The sequence below is a fragment of the Bacillus sp. CH140a_4T genome (genome assembly GCF_008923725.1).
Lineage (GTDB): Bacteria > Bacillota > Bacilli > Bacillales > Bacillaceae_G > Bacillus_A.
On the sequence record NZ_WBPF01000022.1, the window covers coordinates 287,904 to 307,943 of the forward strand.

Genomic DNA, 20,040 nt, shown 5'->3' on the forward strand with positions numbered 1-20,040 from the left:
AGGTTTCACTTTTGTAAATAACATCAATTCCGATATGTAAAATCGGATAGAAAACTATAATTTTACGGTGATTTTCTTACTTTCACCTTCACCAACTAGAATTCTTATGGACAGCCTTACCTTCCGTATAACCTTTTCACTCTGCAAGAGCTATAAGATCGAAATACTGCTGTCAAATTGTGCGAGAAAAATGCGGATGGGAATGTGTTTTCCCAAAAAAAGATGTGTTACAGGTGTAAAAAAGGGCATTTTTCTTCCTTGCAACCCTTTCTTTTTGTAACAATTATGCGGTTTTTTTGCTAGTATATAGCACGTGTTTATAGTTTCACAAACAAAATGTTTATGTTTATATAACTATATTACCCATAAAACGGTAAAATACTCAAGGAATGTAATCGTTTAGTAAACATCATGTAATACTCCTGTAATATTTTTATTTACGCCGAAAACAATATGTTGTATTAAATATTTTGAATATAAGTAGAAACCTACTAATCATATAGAATGAAAAACGCTTTCCTATATCTTTTGTTATATTACAGGATGTTAACGACTTATTACGAATGGTTTGTAATTGTGTGTTTTCCCGAAATCCGAAAAAATCTGTTGCTATAATGAGGACACGAAAACAAACGCAATGGAGGCTATCATGAAAAAATTAATTGGAATAGCAACAGCAGCAGTTTTTGGTCTTGGGATTTTCACATCATCTGCTAATGCAGAAACTGTTGTAACAACAGACGTACTAAATGTACGCGAAAACCCTACTACTGAATCAAAAGTTGTCGGTAAATTACTAAACGGTAATAAAATAGATGTACAAAATACAGAGAACGGATGGTCAAAAATCACTTTAGATGGTAAAGACGCATTCGTAAGTGCAGAGTTCACAAAAAGCATCTACTACGTAACAGCTAACGTATTAAACGTACGTGCTGAAGCGAACACAAACTCAGAAATTCTTGGGACGCTTAAGAAAGACGATATGATCGAAACGACGAACCAAGTACAAAATGAGTGGTTACAATTTGAATATAACGGGAAAACAGCTTATGTTCACGTTCCTTTCTTAACAGGTACAGCACCTGTTATTGAGAAACAAGAACAACCTGCTCCTGCTAAAACTGTAGCACCAGCTAAAGCACCTGCAGCACAAGCAAAACCAGCTGCTAAGCCTGCTGTGAAAGCTGCTGAAACTAGCACACCTTCTGGTGGTCGTGAGTTAACAGTTGTAGCTACAGCATATACAGCTCATCCGAGCGAAAACGGTGGCACATACGGTGGCCGTGTATTAACTGCAATGGGTCATGACTTAACAGCGAACCCAAACATGAAAATGATTGCTGTTGACCCGAAAGTAATCCCATTAGGATCTAAAGTATGGGTTGAAGGTTACGGAGAAGCTATCGCTGGAGATACTGGCGGTGCAATTAAAGGTAACCGTATCGACATCCTACTTGGATCAGATAGTGCTGCTCAAAAATGGGGCCGTAAAACTGTTAAAGTGAAAATTTTAAAATAACCAATGACTGCTAAAGCCGGTTCTCTTTGTTGAGAGCTGGCTTTTATTTTTTTATAATAGCTATAAGGAGGTTATGTCCATGAATGTACAAGCAAAAGTAGACTGGATCAGTACACCAAAACCGTATATATATAAAGATGAAGTAACATACGAAGCTACTTCCATTGACTTTTCACTCGCTGGTGATGACAATCGATATAAATTAATTGTGCTCAACTTTGAAGAAGATACACATTACAAATTTGTCCAATATGGAATCAAACCCGGCTCACAAAAGCCATTCCCTATCGACATTCCATTTGAACAAAACATGTTACCCATTATAGAACAAATATTACATGATCCGTATGTACAAGCGATATTAAAGGAAACGCGCTCATAATTGAAAAAAGACTATCTCAATTAGATGAGATAGTCTTTTTATTAACGGTTCGGACCAGATACTTCCTCTGACTTAAGCGTATTATTCGCTCCAAGAGAATGGTACAGTACCTTTCCATTTCCATTAACAGTAACGATATGGTCATTATTAAAACTTTTGAACTTCACAGATCCATCACCGTAACGAATATGGTACTCTTCATATGTCGTTACTTTATATTTCATATCACTTTGACGCTCTACATTACGAATTTCGATTGTTAATAAATCTTCAGTAATTCCTTTTTTATGTAGATATTGTATATAATCACGGTCTTCCTTATACGATTTCCCGCTCTTATCATAATTATTTTCAATCAGACTAAAATCATTTAATGAAATCGCACGCACATTATCATAAATATGATTTCGTACAAAATCACCCACTGCTGAGCTTGATGTTTCTTTCGGGAATTTTAAGTAATACGTGCTTTGGTCCCCAATTTTAACACTTTCAGATTTTATTACACCAAAATCAGTAGTTTTCTCTAAATGTACTTCTACTGTTTCATCTGTGGATACAGGCCCCAGTTTATAATTACCATAACTTAATTTCCCACGTTTTTTACCATTTACAAATACGGTTGCATCATTTTCATCAGAAGAAATGCTTACATAATTTCCTTCAAGCGATAAATCTACATTCACTTTCTCGCTCTGTTCATCTGCTAAATCTACTTCTTTCTCTGTTTCTAATTCAGTAAGTTCTGTCTTCGCTGTTGCCTTGACAACATACGTACCTGGGAAGTATGGCCCCAACTCTTTCGAAGTTTTATCACTAGAAAGTTCTGTTTCTTTTTTATCATTCACATATATTTCCGCATTCTTTGCAGTTGTACTAACACTCATATAATAAGATTTCATGCTAAACTTATACTTTGGATATAAGAACCACTCTTTTCCCTCTTCTACAATTTCCCCATCTTTAAACGAATTTTTATCCTTTGTTAACTTTTGATCTACTGTCTCTTTCTGTAAATAAGACAATAATTGTTTATTGTAAGAAGGGTTCTCTTTTAAGTAACGCATGTACGCTTTAATATCCTCTGTCTTAATCTTTAAGCTTGAATCATTCGCTTTCACAAACTCATCAATTGCAGTAATATCTTTCTTTTGGAATGCTTCAATCATTACATTTATTTGCTTTTCTTTTGAAAACTTGTATGCTCCAAATTTATATGCCCCAAATAATAAAATAATAATAATGGCGAAACCAATAATTAAAAATAAATTTTTCTTACTTTTCACTGGTCGTGTCTCGCTTTGTACTTCTGTATATGAAGCGGCAGTGTTATCGACGATTACTTCCACTTTACTCCCACACTCAGGACAAAAGTTCAAATGGTCTGCAACGTTCTTTTTACATGTTCCACAAAACTTCAACGTGCTCTCCTCCTACTTTTTGGCTAACTTCATTCCAACAAATGCTGCTACATATGTCACAATAAAACTACACATAGTTAAATATACAAATGAATTTTGCATAGATAATACCGTTCCACTTGTTCCAAACAAACTTGTTACAGTCCCTGAAACATCTATTTGGAACTTAGAAATCATATTCATTACAATCATCATAATCGTGTAAGAACCACTGCATACTGCTAATGTAATATATATATTGGCAGTCGATAATTCAGCTAATTTTCTTCCCGCTCTAAACATAAGGAACAACGGAATAATAAGCAGTAATAAACCGTAATAGAATACGTTATTCACTTCATCAAATTCAGCAAGGCTTTCCTGACTTGCTCCTTTTGAAATCATTATATCTCTAACCACTACGCCATTTACAGAGATGCCTGATATAAATGAAAATGATAATGTGCTCTCAGATGATTTTGATTTCTTACCAATTCCAGTAAACTCCTTACTAAGTGCTGGACTTGATACTTCTAACGGAGCAAAATGAGCCATACTCCATAATTGAGGTGTTAACTCTAATGCTAATAATGCACTTTCAGATTTTAAAGTTGTTATTTCTTTTAATGGTTCAATACTGTCTTCCTTATTTACTAACGCCATAATACAAACCACTACTGCTGTTATTAAAAGTCCTTTTATCATGGCTGAAATACCGTAATAAACAGACGCTCCATATGGCATTAACTCTTGAAATGCTGCTGCCATATTATTTTTGCTTGTATGAGCAATAAACCCTACTAAAGTAAATAACGTTCCACATACAAAACCACTCATTAAACTCTTAATCGCTGAATAGCCAACCGTAATCTTACCTGCTTCTGAGAATGGAATTGCGAAAGATTGTGATGCTATAAAACTTATAATGAATAAAAAGACACCGTAAATAATACCAACTGTTGCTGCTATAAAGATTTGATCCTTAATCGTTTTTGCAACACGCTGCTTTCCTAACCAAATTCCTGTTCCAGCGAAAATCATAAATGGAATGATTAATAGTAATGTAAAAGGAGTATGCCAAGATAAAGAAAATATCAATCCACTATCGTCGCTAGCTGTAAAACCAAGTAAATGATAACTTAACATCGTAGAAGTTGCACTCGAATAAAAGCTTGGCAACATTTCTAATTCTTTCGCAAATTTACTAAACATCTCACTTAATATAGAAGCAAATAATACACTACCAATCCAACCAGCAATTAACATGAGAATACTTGCAACACCCCCACCAATAAAACCTGTTTTTAAAACGGCTTTATCTGCTGTAAATTTAACTTCAGGAGTACCTTCCATTGTAGGCAATTTAATAGATTGTTCTTTTTTCTTCACAATAAATAAAGAATGCCCACACTTTTGGCAATATAAATTTTGCTGAGCATTTTCACCGCCACAACCTTTGCAGTATTTTGCAGTATCTTGTTCTAACGTTACTGCATCTATAGCTCCTGCAATCTCCATACTTCCTTCGTTAGGGCAATAGTTTACCTCTTCACCATGTTGATTTCCACATGTGCGACAATACATCTAATTCACTCCCCACTTTGCTTAATTCCACAAACCGGACAGTAAGTAGAGTTTTGATCGATATGTTCATTACATGAAATACAATTTGTCGTTTCACCTTCATTTTCTATCGCTATCATTAGATTCGGCTTCCCACACGAACCACAAAACTTATCATTTATTGATAAAGGTCCACCACATTCACATGTAGCTTTCTCGCCTTGTTGCTTTTGCAGTTCAACAATGCGTTTTCTTGCTTGATAAATAACTACATCAAATTCTTGAATTGGAGCAATCATCTCTTTTAGGCTCGCTTCATCTACTCCGTTTCCTCTTAATTGAACATAGACTCTTTGTCCAATCTCTAATAGAACCTCTGCCTTTTTCTGCATTTGCACTTGCATTTCTTTTTTCAGTTGAGCGATCTCTTGTGCAACTTGTAACTTCATCTTCCCTTGCTCAATTCCTTCTTGTAACTTATTCATTCCACTGCCTAACTTCGTCTGTAAATCTGACAAACCATTTCTCCTCCTATACTTATATAGTAATATACAAAATTAACATTATATATATTACCATGATTTTCAATTTATGTAATCCAAATTTCATTTTTTCTGTTTTGAGCATTTTTTGTTTATAATGGTAGAGGAAAGAAATATGTGTACGGAGGAATATTATGCTGCAACACTCAATTACGAAAGATGAAATTATGATGATTGCGAATGAGTTCGTTCAAGGACTAGATCCACAGCAAACAGCTGATCAGGAACATGTCGCTACAGCTCGGCACCTATATCGTAGTGGTGTTGTCTACAACGTTGACTTTGATGGTTATACGCTATCAGGAACTGTAGACGCTGAAGGCAGCGTATATAGCGTCCATATCCCGATTCGTAACGTCGCTGAAAGCTATTGCGATTGCTTCGCACCAACGCAATGTGAGCATATGCTCGCTGTGTTACTATCTGCAGCATCTAGTTTCGGGCAAGTAGGAGATGTATTAACTTTATTCAAAAATAATACGAAACCTTCCCTTCCTCCTATTCGAACTGCAAGACAAGTATTGCAATCATCAGCGTTTGAAGAAACGGATTATAAAAGTTGGCAATCGTATTTTGACAACGAATATGAATCATTTAAAAAAGAACAAGCTCGGCTTACTTATAAACAAATGTATTTTCTTATGAGTATTTTTACAGACTTCTATACGAAACTCGAACGGAAAGCTCCGCGTATCGTTGCGATACATGAGTTGTTCAGGCTACATGCAGCGCTTTATTGCTTTCAAAAATTATTAGAAGAAATCCAGGACTTCGAAGCAAATAAAACGTATTCTTATCACCAGCCTGTTAACGTCGTTCGCTTATTAGTAGATAAAGTGGAATCCATCGTTCGGGACTTACAATCAGAAGCGATTCCTTCAGAGTCAGAAGCAATTTTGCAAGAAACAGCTCGTCTCGTTCACGAAGTATTCTTCTCCACCGACGCTTATACGCAAGAGAGATTCTTTATTTATCGTCACATATGGAGTGAACTGTTACACAATAAAGAGAAATTGCAAGAAGAAGAAAAGCGAATCAATACGAAAATCAATCCACTTTCTAAAGCATTAGCATCTTCTCATCTACTCTTTTTAAATGATGAAGATCTATTAGCGATGGACTTACTGAAGAAACAGCCTGCTTCTGTTGTAAGTCTGTACTTCTATTGGTTAGAAGAGCTATTAAGTGCAATGAAGTGGGATCGCGCGAAGAATTGGCTTTCTTTTACGTATAAACAAGTGAAGAAAACGATACATGAGCACGAAAATACGATTTTCATAAAAGATATCGTTCACTTATTCGTCATCATGTATGAAACGTATGCAACTCATACAAATGAACAAGCTGGATTCGAAATGATTTTGCAAGAGCTATTACCATATAGTTTCGCAAACTATGAGCAATACGTACTCGCGAAAAAGCAATATCGAACATGGGCAGAACTTCAGCTCTTACATGGATTTGAAGCAATTGAACTTTTGAAAGAGCCACTGAAAGATATTGAAAAGGAAGCACCAGAAGCGGCACTTCCTCTTTATCACCTTGCTGCCGTAGAGGCCATTGAAGAGCGAAATCGCAAATCATATAGACGTGCAGTTCGTTACTTAAAGAAATTACGTACATTGTATAAACGATTAAAGCGTACCGATGAATGGGATGCTTTCATTATTCACATCGCAAACTTACATTCACGTTTGCGTGCACTACAAGAGGAATTACGGAAAGGAAAATTAATCGATGATCAATCAAACTGAAGTAACAATTAGGCTCCAGCACGTTAGTCACGGTTGGTTCCTTTGGGGGGAAGATGACAGCGGTACTCCATTATCCGTAACAAGTTGGAAACGAAATGCATTTACATGGCACTCCACTTCCTTCTATGGCACGTTTCTAAAAGAAGCAACCTTTGAAGGAAAACAAGGTGTTATGCTAACGAACGCACAAGCATTTGAATACATCGCTAATAAACCGATGAACTCCTTTGCCCATATTCAAATGAGCGGCCCTATTACAGCACTTACAGAAGATGCGAACGAATTATGGGATGTCTTCACAAGTGGTAGCTTCGTACCTGATATGGAGCGTTGGCCCAAACAACCATCTTGGAAAGTTCAAAATACCCCAATCGAAGATGACACATTGGCATCCCTTTTCTCGGCTGCGGTAAATGAAAGCATATTACAAGATAACCGCTCGAACGACGGATGGGAAGATGCAAAGAGACTTTATGAACATTACGACTTTACGAAAAGACAATTGGATGCAGCACTACACGAAGAAGATTGGCTTCGAAAAATTGGATACATTGAAGATGACCTTCCCTTTACAATCGGACTACGGCTACAAGAGCCGCAAGAAGAATTTGAAATGTGGAAGCTTGAGACAGTTGTTACACCAAAGCGCGGGGCACATCGCATATATGTATATGAAAGTATCGATTCTTTACCAAAACGATGGCACGATTATGAAGAGCGTATTCTTGAAACACAAGAAGGCTTCAGTAAGCTCGTACCATGGTTAAAAGAAGAGGATACATTCCGAAGTGAGCTCTTTGAAACAGAAGCGTGGAACTTCTTAACAGAAGCAAGTAACGAATTACTCGCTGCAGGTATTACAATTTTACTACCATCATGGTGGCAAAATTTAAAAGCGACAAAACCAAAATTACGTGTGCAACTGAAGCAAAATGCAACGCAAACACAATCTTTCTTTGGTATGAATACACTCGTTAATTTCGACTGGCGCATTTCAACGAACGGCATTGATTTATCAGAAAGCGAATTTTTCGAACTCGTTGAACAAAACAAACGATTATTCAATATAAATGGTCAATGGATGAGACTGGATCCAGCCTTTATTGAAGAAGTACGAAAGCTCATGAACCGTGCCGATAAATATGGCCTCGAAATGAAAGATGTCCTTCAGCAACATTTATCAAACACTGCCGAAACAGAAATGGTAGAAGACGATAGTCCATTTACCGATATTGAAATCGAGCTAGATGGATATTATGAAGAGCTATTCCAAAAACTCTTACACATTGGAGATATTCCAAAAGTAGATGTTCCTTCTTCACTAAACGCCACACTCCGCCCGTATCAACAACATGGCATTGAGTGGTTATTATATTTAAGAAAACTTGGATTCGGCGCATTATTAGCTGACGACATGGGACTTGGAAAAAGTATTCAAACAATCACGTACTTACTATATATAAAAGAGAATAATCTCCAAACAGGACCTGCCCTAATCGTGGCACCGACATCTGTTCTTGGAAATTGGCAAAAAGAATTTGAGCGTTTCGCACCAAATTTACGTGTTCAGTTACACTATGGAAGTAACCGTGCGAAAGGCGAATCATTTAAAGACTTCCTTCAATCAGCAGATGTTGTATTAACATCTTATGCATTAGCTCAGCTTGATGAAGAAGAACTTAGTACGTTATGCTGGGACGCTGTTATTTTGGATGAAGCACAAAATATTAAAAACCCACATACGAAACAGTCAAAAGCAGTACGAAACTTGCCAGCAAATCACAAAATCGCTTTAACCGGTACACCGATGGAAAACCGACTTGCCGAGCTTTGGTCTATTTTCGACTTTATTAATCATGGATATCTTGGCAGTTTAGGACAATTCCAGCGCCGTTTCGTCTCACCAATTGAAAAGGATCGTGACGAAGGAAAAATCCAACAAGTTCAACGTTTTATCTCGCCGTTTTTACTGCGTCGTACGAAGAAAGATCAAACAGTCGCATTAAACTTACCAGATAAACAAGAACAGAAAGCGTACTGTCCACTTACTGGTGAACAAGCTTCCTTATATGAACAACTTGTGCAAGATACATTGCAAAATGTAGAAGGATTAAGCGGGATTGAAAGACGCGGATTTATATTACTCATGTTGAACAAACTGAAACAAATTTGTAATCACCCTGCTCTTTATTTAAAAGAAACAGAGCCAAAAGATATCATCGAACGTTCCATGAAAACGAGCACGTTAATGGAACTCATTGAAAATATAAAAGATCAAAATGAAAGTTGTTTAATCTTCACGCAATACATCGGTATGGGGAACATGTTAAAAAATGTGTTAGAAGAACATTTCGGTCAGCGCGTCCTCTTCTTAAACGGTAGTGTACCGAAGAAAGAACGTGACAAAATGATCGAGCAGTTCCAAAACGGAACGTATGACATTTTTATCTTATCGTTAAAAGCAGGTGGAACTGGCTTAAACTTAACCGCTGCCAACCATGTCATTCACTACGACCGGTGGTGGAATCCAGCTGTAGAAAACCAAGCGACAGACCGCGCATATCGCATTGGTCAAAAACGCTTCGTTCACGTTCATAAACTGATTACAACGGGGACACTAGAAGAGAAAATTGATGAAATGTTAGAAAGAAAACAATCATTAAACAACGCCGTCATTACAACCGATAGTTGGATGACCGAACTATCTACAGACGAGCTAAAAGAATTACTTGGTGTATAAACAAAAGGAGCTAATCTCAAAAGATTAGCTCCTTTTTCTATTCCAAAACCAATTGCTTATTATAATTCCTGTTAATCCGCCACACGTATCCAGTAATGAATCTTGCCACATCGGTGTACGGTCTCCCGTAGTCCATTGATGAATTTCATCAAATGTTGCATATCCCGCAACGAAAAGAAGAGCGTATATGAAACACCTTTTTCTCGAATAACCCGATCGATGAAAAGCATAATACGTCAATGAACCGAGCATAAAGAACACCATGAAATGAGCACCTTTACGAAGGAAAAACTCAATAAATCCGCCTACACCTTTATTTGCAATGCTAACAGGTGTACCACCGCCGTAATCGATAGATACCCATGAAAAATGCTCTTTCACAAACTCAACATTTACATATTGTTCAATATCCGAGCGCATATCCTGCTTTTTATACGGTTGTGCCGAGGAATAGAAAATCAGCCCCACCCATAGTAAAACAGGAATCCAAAATAACCATTTACGATTCATTCTTCCGAAACCCCTCTCTTAGTCTTTTAAGCGTACCAAAAAAAAGAAAAAATTTCACGCCAAAACATGACATTCACGCCCTATTTATAAAGTGAAAGGGGGTGATAAACATGGCAGTCGAAACAATCGTAATGGACTTAACTTTACGTCTTGTCTTAAACAATGGATTAGATAAGAACGGAAAAACAGTTTTCAAGAACAAACAATTTAAGCGCGTTAAAACAAATGCAAACTTAGAGCAAGTACAAAACGTAGCACGTGCTCTTGCTTCCTTACAAGCATCACCACTTCACGCTGTACAACTTGTTAGCACATCAGATCTTTCTAGTCTATAAGGTGAAACTTTAATCAGTGGGGTTCCCCCGCTGATTATGAGCCAACACTGGTCGCGCTGCCCACATATAGCGGAATAAATAAAAAGGAGGAAATAACGTATGCAAGTACTAGAATTAATTTTCGCGAAAGAAGATGGAAAAACAGTTGTTTTTTCTATCGAGAAACCGATCACACCTGTCGATGCACAAGTCGTAAATCAAGTAATGGATACCATCCTTGCCTCATCTGTATTTTCATCAATTAATGAAAATACCCGAAAAAAAGGAGCCCGTCTCGTAGAAAAGAATGTATCTGAAGTTCCAATTAATTTATAAACAAAAAGACGAACCTGCATCATTTTGCAGATTCGTCTTTTTTCTTCGGCATTTCAATTGGAATAAAGATGTTTGAAAATCCGACGCATACATATTTATAGTGTTCTCCGCCTATATCAAACTCGGTCGTATATGTTGAGAAGAAAATATAATCACTTCGCTTTGTATAATTCTCGATTAATAATCCAACTTGTGGCTCAACATATTTTTTCGCCAACTTCTTACCAGCTGATGCTAAATCGCCAAGGAGACCCTCTTCATTTTCCTTTTGGACTTCATCTAGCTTCTTACTTACATCATTACGTTTCATAAACTGCTTTGCTGCCCAATCTGTATATTCTCCTTTACTCGGATTACTATTTGCTAAATATACTAGAAGAACAACAACTAGAGCCATAATAATATACCTTTTCTTCATACTATCTCACCGCCTACTCTTTTCTATTTTCATATATATGTACAAGCGATGCAAATTAGAAAGACTAACATCTATTGATTGTAAACGAATAGTCAAAATTTACAATACGAAACAGAATATTAACAATTAATTTACTTAATTCTTATATAATAATATTTAGAACTATTATCATTTATAAAGGGGGAATCAAATTTATGAATGGAGAAAATGATATTATTATTTCTAATTCTACAATGATGCTAGAACCATGCAAGCACCCTTCTTATCAAACAAAAATGATCGACAGTAGCGGGAACCATCTTTACTCCTGTCAAACTGCTCTCCAACTCATCAAGCAATCTTGTCTAACGAATGTTCACTCTACTTATCAAGGTAGACGCAAAGCGGTTCAAACAAACTTTAAATTTAAGCAAAATGTCCCAATTCCAATTAATCATCGAGAATATATTTGTGCTTTCCCAACAGAATCTCCTTCTTCTCCAAACTGTATATGGCTATTTTATAACCATATAGATGACATAGATTTTTTTAAAAAGAGTAAAAAAGCTAACATTCATTTTTCCAATGGTACAACTACAACCATACATATCAGTCCCCATAAGTTAAAACAACAATTATTAAAAGCCGGATACGTATTATCACGTATGAACATGCAAGATTCGCTACAATCTAAAAACCTCTTATTACACTTACTACTGTAACAGAATAAGTAGAATGGAAAGCAATATCCCTTGCCTTCCATTCTTATGATAACATTTATTCTCTTAAGCTATTTCGCATTTTCTCAAGTGCTTGCCGATACACCCATCTCACTTGATAATAAGTCATTTCCATCTCGCTAGCGATCTCCCCCATCGTCTTCCCTACAAAAAAACGTTCGAAAATAATGTACTTCTCCTTCTCATCTAATACACTCATAAAGTCCTTCGCTCTTATTTCAACATCTTCAGACGTAAAAATCTCCTCATATTCACCTACGTAAACGTTCCTTTCTTGCAAAGCGAACTCTTTCTTTAACCTCTCTAATATATAACCTCGCACCGTTACAATTGCATATGCAGGGAAACTTCCCTTCTCTGCATCAAATCTTTCATACGCATGCCAAAGACCAATTAAACCACATTGATAATACTCTTCATAATCTTGACGAATACCTAGCTTCTTTATTTGATTTACAATCATACCTTCATATAACACAACTGCCTCTTTAAAAGTTGCTGGTTTCACACAGTACCCACTTCTAAAAGGTATACCTCTTTGTTATTCCGCCGGTACCTCCACAATATAAAAATAAAGAAGCGATTTCACTGTGAGTAATTTCAAATACTACCGCTGAAATTTGAAATTACATGAAGTAGAATTTGAAATTCTGCTGATGGTATTTGAAATAAGGGTAAAAATAAAAAAGGTGACTCTCGAGAGAGCCACCTTTTAATCAAATCATATTATGCGCCAAAACTGTTTCCTAAACCTTTTAGAAAACCTAACCCTATCGTTAGAATAAAGAAGATTACAATTAAAATTGTCGCTTGTTTCTTGCTTAAACCAGCCACAATATGTAACCCTAATCCTGTTAAAATTAAACTCCAAATATTAAAAATCTCAATTGAAGATGCAATGCCGTTTAAAACTGTCCCTTTTTCAAATAAAGGGGCTAAACTCGTATAAGCATCCGTTCCATTTCCATCAAAAATCAAACCTAATCCTACATTTAACAAGCTCCCAATGTAGAAAACAAGATTAGCGTATAAGTAAATAGATAATATCTTCATGTAAGGGGTATCATTGCCCATTAACATCATAATCACTTTATAAAAACCTGCTGCAATAAAGAGGCCGATAGGTGTTCCAACTAATCCGAAAAGTGCCCCGCCACCAAGTGCAAACCATTTTATCATCTGCCCATCTTGGCCATTAAGTTCTTTTGCGACTTCTGGGGTATTAATCGTTGATAAATAAAATACTGCTGCTGTCGTAACCGTCCCAATTAGAACAAATAAAAGGAAAGCTACCCAAACCGGACTTTTCGTCTTCATTCTCTCAAACTGAACGCCAGGAGATGTAATCATCCCTAATAATGACGGCTTCTTCCCACCTGCAACTTGCGTATTAATATTCGTTTCCATTATAACGCCTCCTTATTTATATAGGCATATTTGGTAAAAACGCTGCCACTATCATAACAATCGCCGCTAAGAATGCCGCTTTAATAATAAATAAAACGATAATTGGAATTGCTGCTTTCACTTTACTTACTCCCGCTGTAATTTGCAGTCCTAACCAAATTAAAGCAATATTCCATAAATAGAATACTTCAATCGTACTACCGATTCCATAAGCGACTGAACCTTCCTCAAATAACGTCCCTAAACTCGTATAAGACGTGAATCCATCGCCTAAACTGAAAGCTATAATAGCATTAATAAGTCTACCAATAATAACAACAACATTTGTATATACAATGATCATTACTAACTTTTTATAAGAAGTATCATTCCCGTAAAACATCATAAATACTTTATATATAGCTGCAATAACAAACGTTACAAGCATAACACCCACAGTACCCGATACAGTACCGTAAATAACTTCGGATGTAAGTGAACTCTGTCCTGCAAATTCACCACCTAATTCTTTTTGAAATTTAATCATCTCAGGTGATGTATTCATAATATATGCTTCCAAACCACTTAAAAGTCCTTGTAACAACGCAACTAGGAAGAACATACCCCAAACTTTCTCGCTCGTCTTCATTCTCTCAAACTGTAAGCCTGGAGAAGTAATCATTCCAAACAATGATGGCTTCTCTCCGCCAACTTTTTGTGTATTCAAATTCGCTTCCACTATAACGCCTCCTTCTATGTATATAACCCGTTCTAATGGGTGGTGCACTTCCTCATATGAGGCTACGAACCACCCACTAGAACGGTAATGTGTAGTTCTACTACACTATTAATTACTCATAACGTAATGCTTCAATTGGGTCTAATTTCGCAGCTTTGTTTGCTGGAATTAATCCAAAAATAATACCAAGTGTCATAGAGAATAGTACGCCTCCAACGACAACTTCCCATGAAACGAGTGGTGGCCATTTCGCAAATGTGGAAACGATATATGCCCCGCCATATCCAAGACCAATTCCGATTAAACCACCTAGAAGCGTTAACATAACTGCTTCAATTAAAAACTGTAATAAAATTTTACTACGCGTTGCTCCAAGTGCTTTACGGATTCCAATTTCGCGCGTACGTTCCGTTACGGATACAAGCATAATATTCATAACACCAATACCACCAACGACTAACGAAATACCAGCGATACCGCCGATGATCATCGTCATGATGCTAGTGACTTTAGAAACATTTTCTTGTAATTCTTTTAAATTCACCAGTTCATATTTACCTGAAATTTCACTTGGCTTACGACTATTTAATACATCAACAGCTTGTTTCCCAGCTGCTTCTAAATCGTCTACATTTTTAGCTTGAATTGCGATATTTTGAATATCATCTGTTCCGAATAAAACAGGCCATAATGTAAGGGGGATTAACGCTTCTTCCATTTCAAATCCCATAAACTCATTATCAGATGTATACACACCAATAATTTGCATTGGCTGCCCCTTCATCTCAATAATTTGTCCAACTGGGTTTACGTCCTTAAATAACGTCTCCTCTGTTTTTGTACTAATCATCACAACATTATTTGCATGAGAAATATCTGATTCACTTAAAGTACGTCCCTTTACGACCTTTACTTTATGAACCGCAAAATATTCATTATCAAGACCAATAACATTCAGATTTGCTTTTTTATCATTTACATCCAATATCTCTGTTGTCGAATTTGTCGTAATAACATGTGAAACATTTTTCACTTGTTTTACTTCCATAATATCCTCTTCTGTTAACTTCGGTATTTCAAATCCGCCTATAGCAAACTCATCATTCATATCTGGTTGAAACTGAATTGGCATAAGGTTATTACCACCAGAACCTGCGAATTTCGACTTCAACATCGCTTCCCCGCCTTGCCCAATCGCAACGACAGTAATAATAGAACCAACGCCGATAATAATACCGAGCATTGTAAGAGCTGAACGCAGTTTATGAGCTAAAATAGAAGATAGGGCAATTTTTATACTATCTAGTAAACTCATACCGCACACCTTCTATCTTCTGTAATTTTCCCGTCTCGCAGTACAATGCGGCGGGAAGAATACGCTGCTACTTCCTCTTCATGCGTAACCATAACAATCGTTGTACCTTCTGCATTAAGCTTCGTGAAAATATTCATAACTTGCTCACCAGACTTCGTATCAAGCGCACCAGTAGGCTCATCAGCCATAATGAACGTTGGATTATTCGCAATCGACCTTGCAATCGCTACACGCTGCTTCTGTCCACCTGATAATTCATTCGGCAAATGATGAACCCTATCTGACAAACCGACTTTACTAAGTGCATCCAGAGCTCTTTGACGACGTTCGGCTTTCTTCACACCACCGTATACGAGCGGAAGTTCAACATTTTCTACTGCTGAAAGACGTGGCAGCAAATTAAAATGCTGAAACACAAAGCCAATATATTCATTACGAATTAAAGCAAGCTTTGACTCGTCTGCTGTTAAGATATTCACGTCATTCAGCATATATTCGCCTTCTGTTGGACGATCTAAACAACCGATAATATTCATAAGCGTTGATTTACCAGAACCAGACGGCCCCATAATCGAAACGAACTCACCACTTTGAATCGTTAAACTAATACCGTGCAAAATCGGTACTGCCAATTTTCCTTGATAATACGTTTTAGCAATATTATTTAACGTAATCATTTCTCTTTCACTTCCATTCCGTCATACACATCGTCGGAAGGATTTTTAACCACCTTTTGCCCCACTGTTACGCCTTCTACAACCTCTGTCCAGTCTCCATCAGTAGAACCTTTTTTCACATTTTGTTTACGAAGCTTTCCTTTATCCTCAACATAAACAAATGCATCATCAGCTTTTTCTACAATACTCTTAGTCGGAACAGCAATCATCGTCTTATTCTCTAAACTTACTTGCAGAGAAACGTGATAACCTGGAGATAAACCATCTTGACTATCAAGACTTGCTTTATATGTATATTGGGACATATTTTGAGTCGCTTCACCCATACCACCAGCTTGAGCCATCTCTGCACTCGTTGGGAATTCACTTACCTCTGTAATCTTACCTGTCCACTTCTTCTTATTATTTGCTTTCGCAGTTACAGTAAATGTTTGATCCTTTTGAATTTGTGACTTTTGAAGCTCAGTTAACGTCCCTTGAACTTGGAATGGATCTTTAGACGCCACTTGTAAAAATGCTTTCCCTTGACCACCTAACGCTTGAGATGAACTTTGCGCCGCATCTTTATCTAACTTTTGAACGACACCAGAAAAATTACTATAAACCGTAAGTTCTTTCTGTTTTTTATTTAGCTCCTCTTTTTGCAACTTCCCTTTTTCTTTCTCAAGGTCAGTTGTCTTTTGCGCCATCTCTAACTCACTTACTTGCTCTTCCATCGGATCTGTTACTTCTTTCCCAGCTCCGCTATCTTTCGCTTTCTTAATTTCTTTCTTCAGCGAATCAATCTTCTTCTTCCCTTGATCATAACGCATATCTGCCATCTTCTGATCAAGCTCAGCTTGCTTCATTTGCAAGTTAATCTCTTCATTATCATAAGAGAATAACTTCGCACCTTTCTCAACCTCTTGTCCTTCTTTTACCTCAATATCTTTCACTTTTCCTTTAGTTGGATCTGCATAGAAACTTTCAATATTCCCGGGCTTCACCTGACCAGAAATTAACTTCGTATTATTAAGCTTTCGCTCCGTTACTTTCTCAAAGCTTACAGCGTCAGCAGATGTTGATGCACCTTTCTTCTTCCCTTGCATTACAAAAATATTAACTGCTGCTACAATAACAATTAGTGCAATAACCCCGATAATAATCCATTTCTTTTTCTTGTTTGGAGTACGAACCGTATTTGGTACCATTTTCTCGCTCCCTTTATAACTTAATAGTTTAATATAAAAATTGTATAAAACTTTCTGAAAACAAATTACATATTATTACATTCTTTTTACAAAGTTTTACACATCCATTTATATTGTAACAAAAATTCCAATGATTAGAAATATGACATATCGTCTTTTAAGATAGATTTAAGGAAAGATTATATTAATATAAGAAAAGCTATCCTATATTAATAAACTCCTCACAAAGATAAATTATTAAAATTGTTTTCCTAATCGCATCACTGTCATTTTTGTCATATATATTTGACATTTCATTTATTCAATTATAATATGTCATATATACATGACATTCCGTTACACAAGGTCTACAACTATTAATAGGAGGTTTATATTTGAATAACGTTAAACAATATCGAAAATCTGAAGGTCTCTCGCAGCTAGAATTAGCTAAAAGAGTTAAAGTGGCGAGACAGACAATAAACTTAATTGAAAACAATAAATATAATCCCTCTTTAGCCTTATGTATCGAATTAGCAAAAGCACTAAAAACAGATTTAAACAGTCTATTTTGGGAGGGAGATTAAATGATGAAAATTGAATGGAAAGAAAGAGTTTATAATAGTTTTGTTGGAACAATGAGTGAGCGAGATGAATATCAAAAACAAGAAATCAATAAAGAATTATCTGTGGCCGGAATTGGTTTATGGTGGTTAAATATGTTGATAATGCTTATTATGTTACTTGTTGATACTATGAACCACACAATATCTATAGGAACTATATTAATTTTTCTGTCTAATATGATTTATGCTAATTATTTAGCCTTTAAATTCAAGAAAAAAGGTTTAAGTGATACTGAATGTGCAACAAAAGAAGAATATTTACAACACAAGAAAAAATTAAGAAAAGCTGGCTTAAAAACAGGTTTGCTTTGGGGCTTTCAAATGTTTGTTTTTATGAATTATATCCTTCCCTATGTAGGTTCAGAGGAAATCTCTATTTCTTTATTTGATGTTGTGCTTTGGAGTTGCGGCGGTGGATTTTTTGGTCTAACTATGTATATATTCGGTTTATGGAACCTAAAAAGATTATATTAAATAACAAAAATCATTTACATATTAAACTGCAATTTTACATACTGTTTGTTTTTCCTAATATAAAAGCTATCCAATCACAATTGGATAGCTTTTCGAACAAAATATTATGCCGCTTTAGGTTTTTTTCCCTCATGTCCACGTTGAACGATGAACAAGAAGATTGTTGATAAAATTGCACCTGTTAATAGTAAGATGAAGCAACCGTCCCAGCCAGAGCGATCAACAATAACACCGATTGCTGCGTTTGCTACAAGACTTCCGCCTACATAACCGAACAGACCACACATACCAACTGTCGTACCTACTGCAAATTTCGGTACTAATTCCATCGCACTTAAACCGATTAAAAACTGTGGTACATAAATTAAACAACCGATAATAGAAACTGCAATACTTACAACAAGTATGCTAGTTGCTTGCCAATATACAAACGTACCAATAACAACTCCAACCATACTAATGATACATAATGGCATACGTTTTCCTTTAAATAATTTATCACTTAAAAGACCAACGATTAATGAACTTGGAATTGCCATACCTTCAAAGATTGCGTATGCCGCATGTGCTTCATTTTTTGAAAAACCTTTAACTGTCGTTAAATAAAGCGGAACCCAGTTAATAACGCCGAAACGAATTAAATACACAAATGCATTTGCAATACATAAGAACCATACAAATTTATTTTTCACTACATACTTCATTAAAATTTCTTTTGGTGACATCTTGTTAGCATGATCTGCTTTTTCAAGATTTTCATAGTCATTACGATACTCATCAATTGGAGGAAGACCTTCTGATTCTGGTGTATCCTTCGCATTAATCCAAACAAGAACTGAAATTACCATTGCGATAATCGCTGGGAAAATAAACACGCCGCCTTGCCAATGGCTTTCACCAAAAATAGCTACCCCAATTCCAACAAGTGGTGGCACAAGCATTCCGCCAACGTTATGTGAAATATTCCAAATACCTGTTTTCGTACCACGTTCTTTCTTTGAGAACCATTTCGTCATAACGATACTACAAGGTGGTGCTCCCATACCTTGTACAATACCATTTAGAACAAGTAGTGTAACAATCATTCCAAATGACGATGCAAAACCAAAACAAATATTTACAAGCCCTGATAAGAATAAACCGACTGCGATAAAGCGCTGGGCGAAAGCTTTATCTGACAAATTCCCCATAAAGAACTTACTAAATCCATAAACAATTGCCATGATTGAACCTAGTAGTCCAATTTCAGCTGTACTAAATCCATATTCTTGTACTAAATACGTACTTGATAACGTAAAGTTACTACGAACTAAATAATAAGCAGCATACCCAACTGAAATTCCCATCAATACACGAATACGTAATAATTTGTATACTCGATCAATCATATCTGCTGGCAATCTCTCAATTGCAGGTGCTGGCTTAAGCCATTTAAACATATATTTTCGTCTCCT

General features: G+C 36.2%; 21 protein-coding genes. 9 read left to right on the forward strand and 12 right to left on the reverse strand.

Features of this window, described 5'->3' with window-relative positions; translation table 11 throughout:
• Positions 1-649 precede the first annotated feature (649 nt).
• Together F8162_RS27745 and F8162_RS27750 are read left to right on the forward strand one after the other, a co-directional pair.
• Positions 650-1,522, forward strand: coding sequence for a cell wall-binding protein EntA (locus tag F8162_RS27745; RefSeq protein WP_151632036.1), 873 nt, complete (start codon positions 650-652; stop codon positions 1,520-1,522).
• Between the two features lie 79 nt (positions 1,523-1,601).
• Positions 1,602-1,904, forward strand: coding sequence for a DUF3910 family protein (locus F8162_RS27750; RefSeq protein ID WP_151632034.1), 303 nt, complete (start codon positions 1,602-1,604; stop codon positions 1,902-1,904).
• A gap of 41 nt (positions 1,905-1,945) precedes the next feature.
• On the opposite strand, the gene F8162_RS27755 is transcribed toward F8162_RS27750, so the two are convergent.
• From F8162_RS27755 to F8162_RS27765, 3 genes are read right to left on the reverse strand one after another with little or no spacing between them, the layout of a single operon-like run.
• On the reverse strand, positions 1,946-3,325 hold the full coding sequence (locus F8162_RS27755; protein WP_151632032.1) for a zinc ribbon domain-containing protein: 1,380 nt from the start codon (positions 3,323-3,325) through the stop codon (positions 1,946-1,948).
• 12 nt (positions 3,326-3,337) lie between these two features.
• Complete coding sequence (locus F8162_RS27760) at positions 3,338-4,888, reverse strand: zinc ribbon domain-containing protein (RefSeq protein WP_151632030.1); 1,551 nt, start codon at positions 4,886-4,888, stop codon at positions 3,338-3,340.
• Between the two features lie 5 nt (positions 4,889-4,893).
• Positions 4,894-5,385 (reverse strand): zinc ribbon domain-containing protein, encoded by a 492-nt coding sequence (locus F8162_RS27765; protein WP_151632028.1) that lies wholly within the window; start codon positions 5,383-5,385, stop codon positions 4,894-4,896.
• 158 nt (positions 5,386-5,543) lie between these two features.
• Here F8162_RS27765 and F8162_RS27770 point away from each other — a divergent pair, with 158 nt between their 5' ends.
• Together F8162_RS27770 and F8162_RS27775 are read left to right on the forward strand one after the other, a co-directional pair.
• Entirely contained in the window at positions 5,544-7,163 is a 1,620-nt protein-coding gene (locus F8162_RS27770) for an SWIM zinc finger family protein (protein ID WP_151632026.1), read from the forward strand.
• On the forward strand, positions 7,147-9,903 hold the full coding sequence (locus tag F8162_RS27775; protein WP_151632024.1) for a DEAD/DEAH box helicase: 2,757 nt from the start codon (positions 7,147-7,149) through the stop codon (positions 9,901-9,903). The genes F8162_RS27770 and F8162_RS27775 overlap by 17 nt, the downstream gene beginning before the upstream one ends.
• Before the next feature lie 24 nt (positions 9,904-9,927).
• Here the strand turns inward: F8162_RS27775 and F8162_RS27780 are convergent, their stop codons facing one another.
• Entirely contained in the window at positions 9,928-10,413 is a 486-nt protein-coding gene (locus F8162_RS27780) for a VanZ family protein (protein WP_151632022.1), read from the reverse strand.
• Between the two features lie 110 nt (positions 10,414-10,523).
• On the opposite strand from F8162_RS27780, the gene F8162_RS27785 reads away from it, so the two are divergent.
• Both F8162_RS27785 and F8162_RS27790 read left to right on the forward strand, forming a co-directional pair.
• The gene (locus F8162_RS27785) at positions 10,524-10,748 is read left to right on the forward strand and encodes a DUF1659 domain-containing protein (RefSeq protein WP_000257706.1); all 225 of its coding nucleotides are present in this window, start codon (positions 10,524-10,526) and stop codon (positions 10,746-10,748) included.
• A 99-nt stretch (positions 10,749-10,847) separates the two neighbouring features.
• On the forward strand, positions 10,848-11,063 hold the full coding sequence (locus tag F8162_RS27790; RefSeq protein ID WP_001197599.1) for a DUF2922 domain-containing protein: 216 nt from the start codon (positions 10,848-10,850) through the stop codon (positions 11,061-11,063).
• A gap of 19 nt (positions 11,064-11,082) precedes the next feature.
• On the opposite strand, the gene F8162_RS27795 is transcribed toward F8162_RS27790, so the two are convergent.
• A complete protein-coding gene (locus F8162_RS27795) occupies positions 11,083-11,481 on the reverse strand; it encodes a DUF4359 domain-containing protein (protein WP_151632020.1) in 399 nt (132 codons plus the stop codon).
• A gap of 194 nt (positions 11,482-11,675) precedes the next feature.
• Between F8162_RS27795 and F8162_RS27800 the strand changes: the two genes are divergently transcribed.
• Positions 11,676-12,182 (forward strand): competence protein ComK, encoded by a 507-nt coding sequence (locus tag F8162_RS27800; protein ID WP_151632018.1) that lies wholly within the window; start codon positions 11,676-11,678, stop codon positions 12,180-12,182.
• A gap of 55 nt (positions 12,183-12,237) precedes the next feature.
• Here F8162_RS27800 and F8162_RS27805 read toward each other — a convergent pair whose 3' ends face one another.
• The 6 genes from F8162_RS27805 to F8162_RS27830 form a co-directional block, all read right to left on the reverse strand.
• Positions 12,238-12,708 (reverse strand): sigma-70 family RNA polymerase sigma factor, encoded by a 471-nt coding sequence (locus F8162_RS27805; RefSeq protein ID WP_151632016.1) that lies wholly within the window; start codon positions 12,706-12,708, stop codon positions 12,238-12,240.
• Positions 12,709-12,926: 218 nt separating this feature from the next.
• A complete protein-coding gene (locus tag F8162_RS27810) occupies positions 12,927-13,607 on the reverse strand; it encodes a Yip1 family protein (protein WP_151632013.1) in 681 nt (226 codons plus the stop codon).
• A gap of 16 nt (positions 13,608-13,623) precedes the next feature.
• On the reverse strand, positions 13,624-14,325 hold the full coding sequence (locus tag F8162_RS27815) for a Yip1 family protein (RefSeq protein WP_151632011.1): 702 nt from the start codon (positions 14,323-14,325) through the stop codon (positions 13,624-13,626).
• Between the two features lie 112 nt (positions 14,326-14,437).
• Positions 14,438-15,640 carry an ABC transporter permease gene (locus F8162_RS27820; protein ID WP_151632009.1) on the reverse strand — a complete coding sequence of 401 codons (1,203 nt, stop codon included), beginning with the start codon at positions 15,638-15,640 and terminating at the stop codon, positions 14,438-14,440.
• Positions 15,637-16,317 (reverse strand): ABC transporter ATP-binding protein, encoded by a 681-nt coding sequence (locus F8162_RS27825; protein WP_088082101.1) that lies wholly within the window; start codon positions 16,315-16,317, stop codon positions 15,637-15,639. The genes F8162_RS27820 and F8162_RS27825 overlap by 4 nt, the downstream gene beginning before the upstream one ends.
• On the reverse strand, positions 16,314-17,507 hold the full coding sequence (locus F8162_RS27830) for an efflux RND transporter periplasmic adaptor subunit (protein WP_151632007.1): 1,194 nt from the start codon (positions 17,505-17,507) through the stop codon (positions 16,314-16,316). The genes F8162_RS27825 and F8162_RS27830 overlap by 4 nt, the downstream gene beginning before the upstream one ends.
• Positions 17,508-17,881: 374 nt before the next feature.
• Between F8162_RS27830 and F8162_RS27835 the strand changes: the two genes are divergently transcribed.
• Both F8162_RS27835 and F8162_RS27840 read left to right on the forward strand, forming a co-directional pair.
• Positions 17,882-18,073, forward strand: a complete 192-nt coding sequence (locus tag F8162_RS27835; protein ID WP_001067018.1) for a helix-turn-helix transcriptional regulator — start codon at positions 17,882-17,884, stop codon at positions 18,071-18,073.
• A complete protein-coding gene (locus tag F8162_RS27840; RefSeq protein WP_151632005.1) occupies positions 18,074-18,586 on the forward strand; it encodes a DUF3278 domain-containing protein in 513 nt (170 codons plus the stop codon).
• Between the two features lie 104 nt (positions 18,587-18,690).
• On the opposite strand, the gene F8162_RS27845 is transcribed toward F8162_RS27840, so the two are convergent.
• On the reverse strand, positions 18,691-20,025 hold the full coding sequence (locus F8162_RS27845) for an MFS transporter (RefSeq protein WP_151632003.1): 1,335 nt from the start codon (positions 20,023-20,025) through the stop codon (positions 18,691-18,693).
• Positions 20,026-20,040: the final 15 nt, after the last annotated feature.

Excerpts from the sequence above, each read along its gene's own strand:
- F8162_RS27760 (WP_151632030.1), bottom strand. The coding sequence starts at position 4,888 with ATGTATTGTCGCACATGTGGAAATCAACATGGTGAAGAGGTAAACTAT.
- F8162_RS27845 (WP_151632003.1), bottom strand. The coding sequence starts at position 20,025 with ATGTTTAAATGGCTTAAGCCAGCACCTGCAATTGAGAGATTGCCAGCA.
- F8162_RS27810 (WP_151632013.1), bottom strand. The coding sequence starts at position 13,607 with ATGGAAACGAATATTAATACGCAAGTTGCAGGTGGGAAGAAGCCGTCA.
- F8162_RS27785 (WP_000257706.1), top strand. The coding sequence starts at position 10,524 with ATGGCAGTCGAAACAATCGTAATGGACTTAACTTTACGTCTTGTCTTA.
- F8162_RS27780 (WP_151632022.1), bottom strand. The coding sequence starts at position 10,413 with ATGAATCGTAAATGGTTATTTTGGATTCCTGTTTTACTATGGGTGGGG.
- F8162_RS27775 (WP_151632024.1), top strand. The coding sequence starts at position 7,147 with ATGATCAATCAAACTGAAGTAACAATTAGGCTCCAGCACGTTAGTCAC.
- F8162_RS27795 (WP_151632020.1), bottom strand. The coding sequence starts at position 11,481 with ATGAAGAAAAGGTATATTATTATGGCTCTAGTTGTTGTTCTTCTAGTA.
- F8162_RS27750 (WP_151632034.1), top strand. The coding sequence starts at position 1,602 with ATGAATGTACAAGCAAAAGTAGACTGGATCAGTACACCAAAACCGTAT.
- F8162_RS27820 (WP_151632009.1), bottom strand. The coding sequence starts at position 15,640 with ATGAGTTTACTAGATAGTATAAAAATTGCCCTATCTTCTATTTTAGCT.
- F8162_RS27745 (WP_151632036.1), top strand. The coding sequence starts at position 650 with ATGAAAAAATTAATTGGAATAGCAACAGCAGCAGTTTTTGGTCTTGGG.
- F8162_RS27790 (WP_001197599.1), top strand. The coding sequence starts at position 10,848 with ATGCAAGTACTAGAATTAATTTTCGCGAAAGAAGATGGAAAAACAGTT.
- F8162_RS27825 (WP_088082101.1), bottom strand. The coding sequence starts at position 16,317 with ATGATTACGTTAAATAATATTGCTAAAACGTATTATCAAGGAAAATTG.
- F8162_RS27800 (WP_151632018.1), top strand. The coding sequence starts at position 11,676 with ATGAATGGAGAAAATGATATTATTATTTCTAATTCTACAATGATGCTA.
- F8162_RS27830 (WP_151632007.1), bottom strand. The coding sequence starts at position 17,507 with ATGGTACCAAATACGGTTCGTACTCCAAACAAGAAAAAGAAATGGATT.
- F8162_RS27770 (WP_151632026.1), top strand. The coding sequence starts at position 5,544 with ATGCTGCAACACTCAATTACGAAAGATGAAATTATGATGATTGCGAAT.
- F8162_RS27840 (WP_151632005.1), top strand. The coding sequence starts at position 18,074 with ATGATGAAAATTGAATGGAAAGAAAGAGTTTATAATAGTTTTGTTGGA.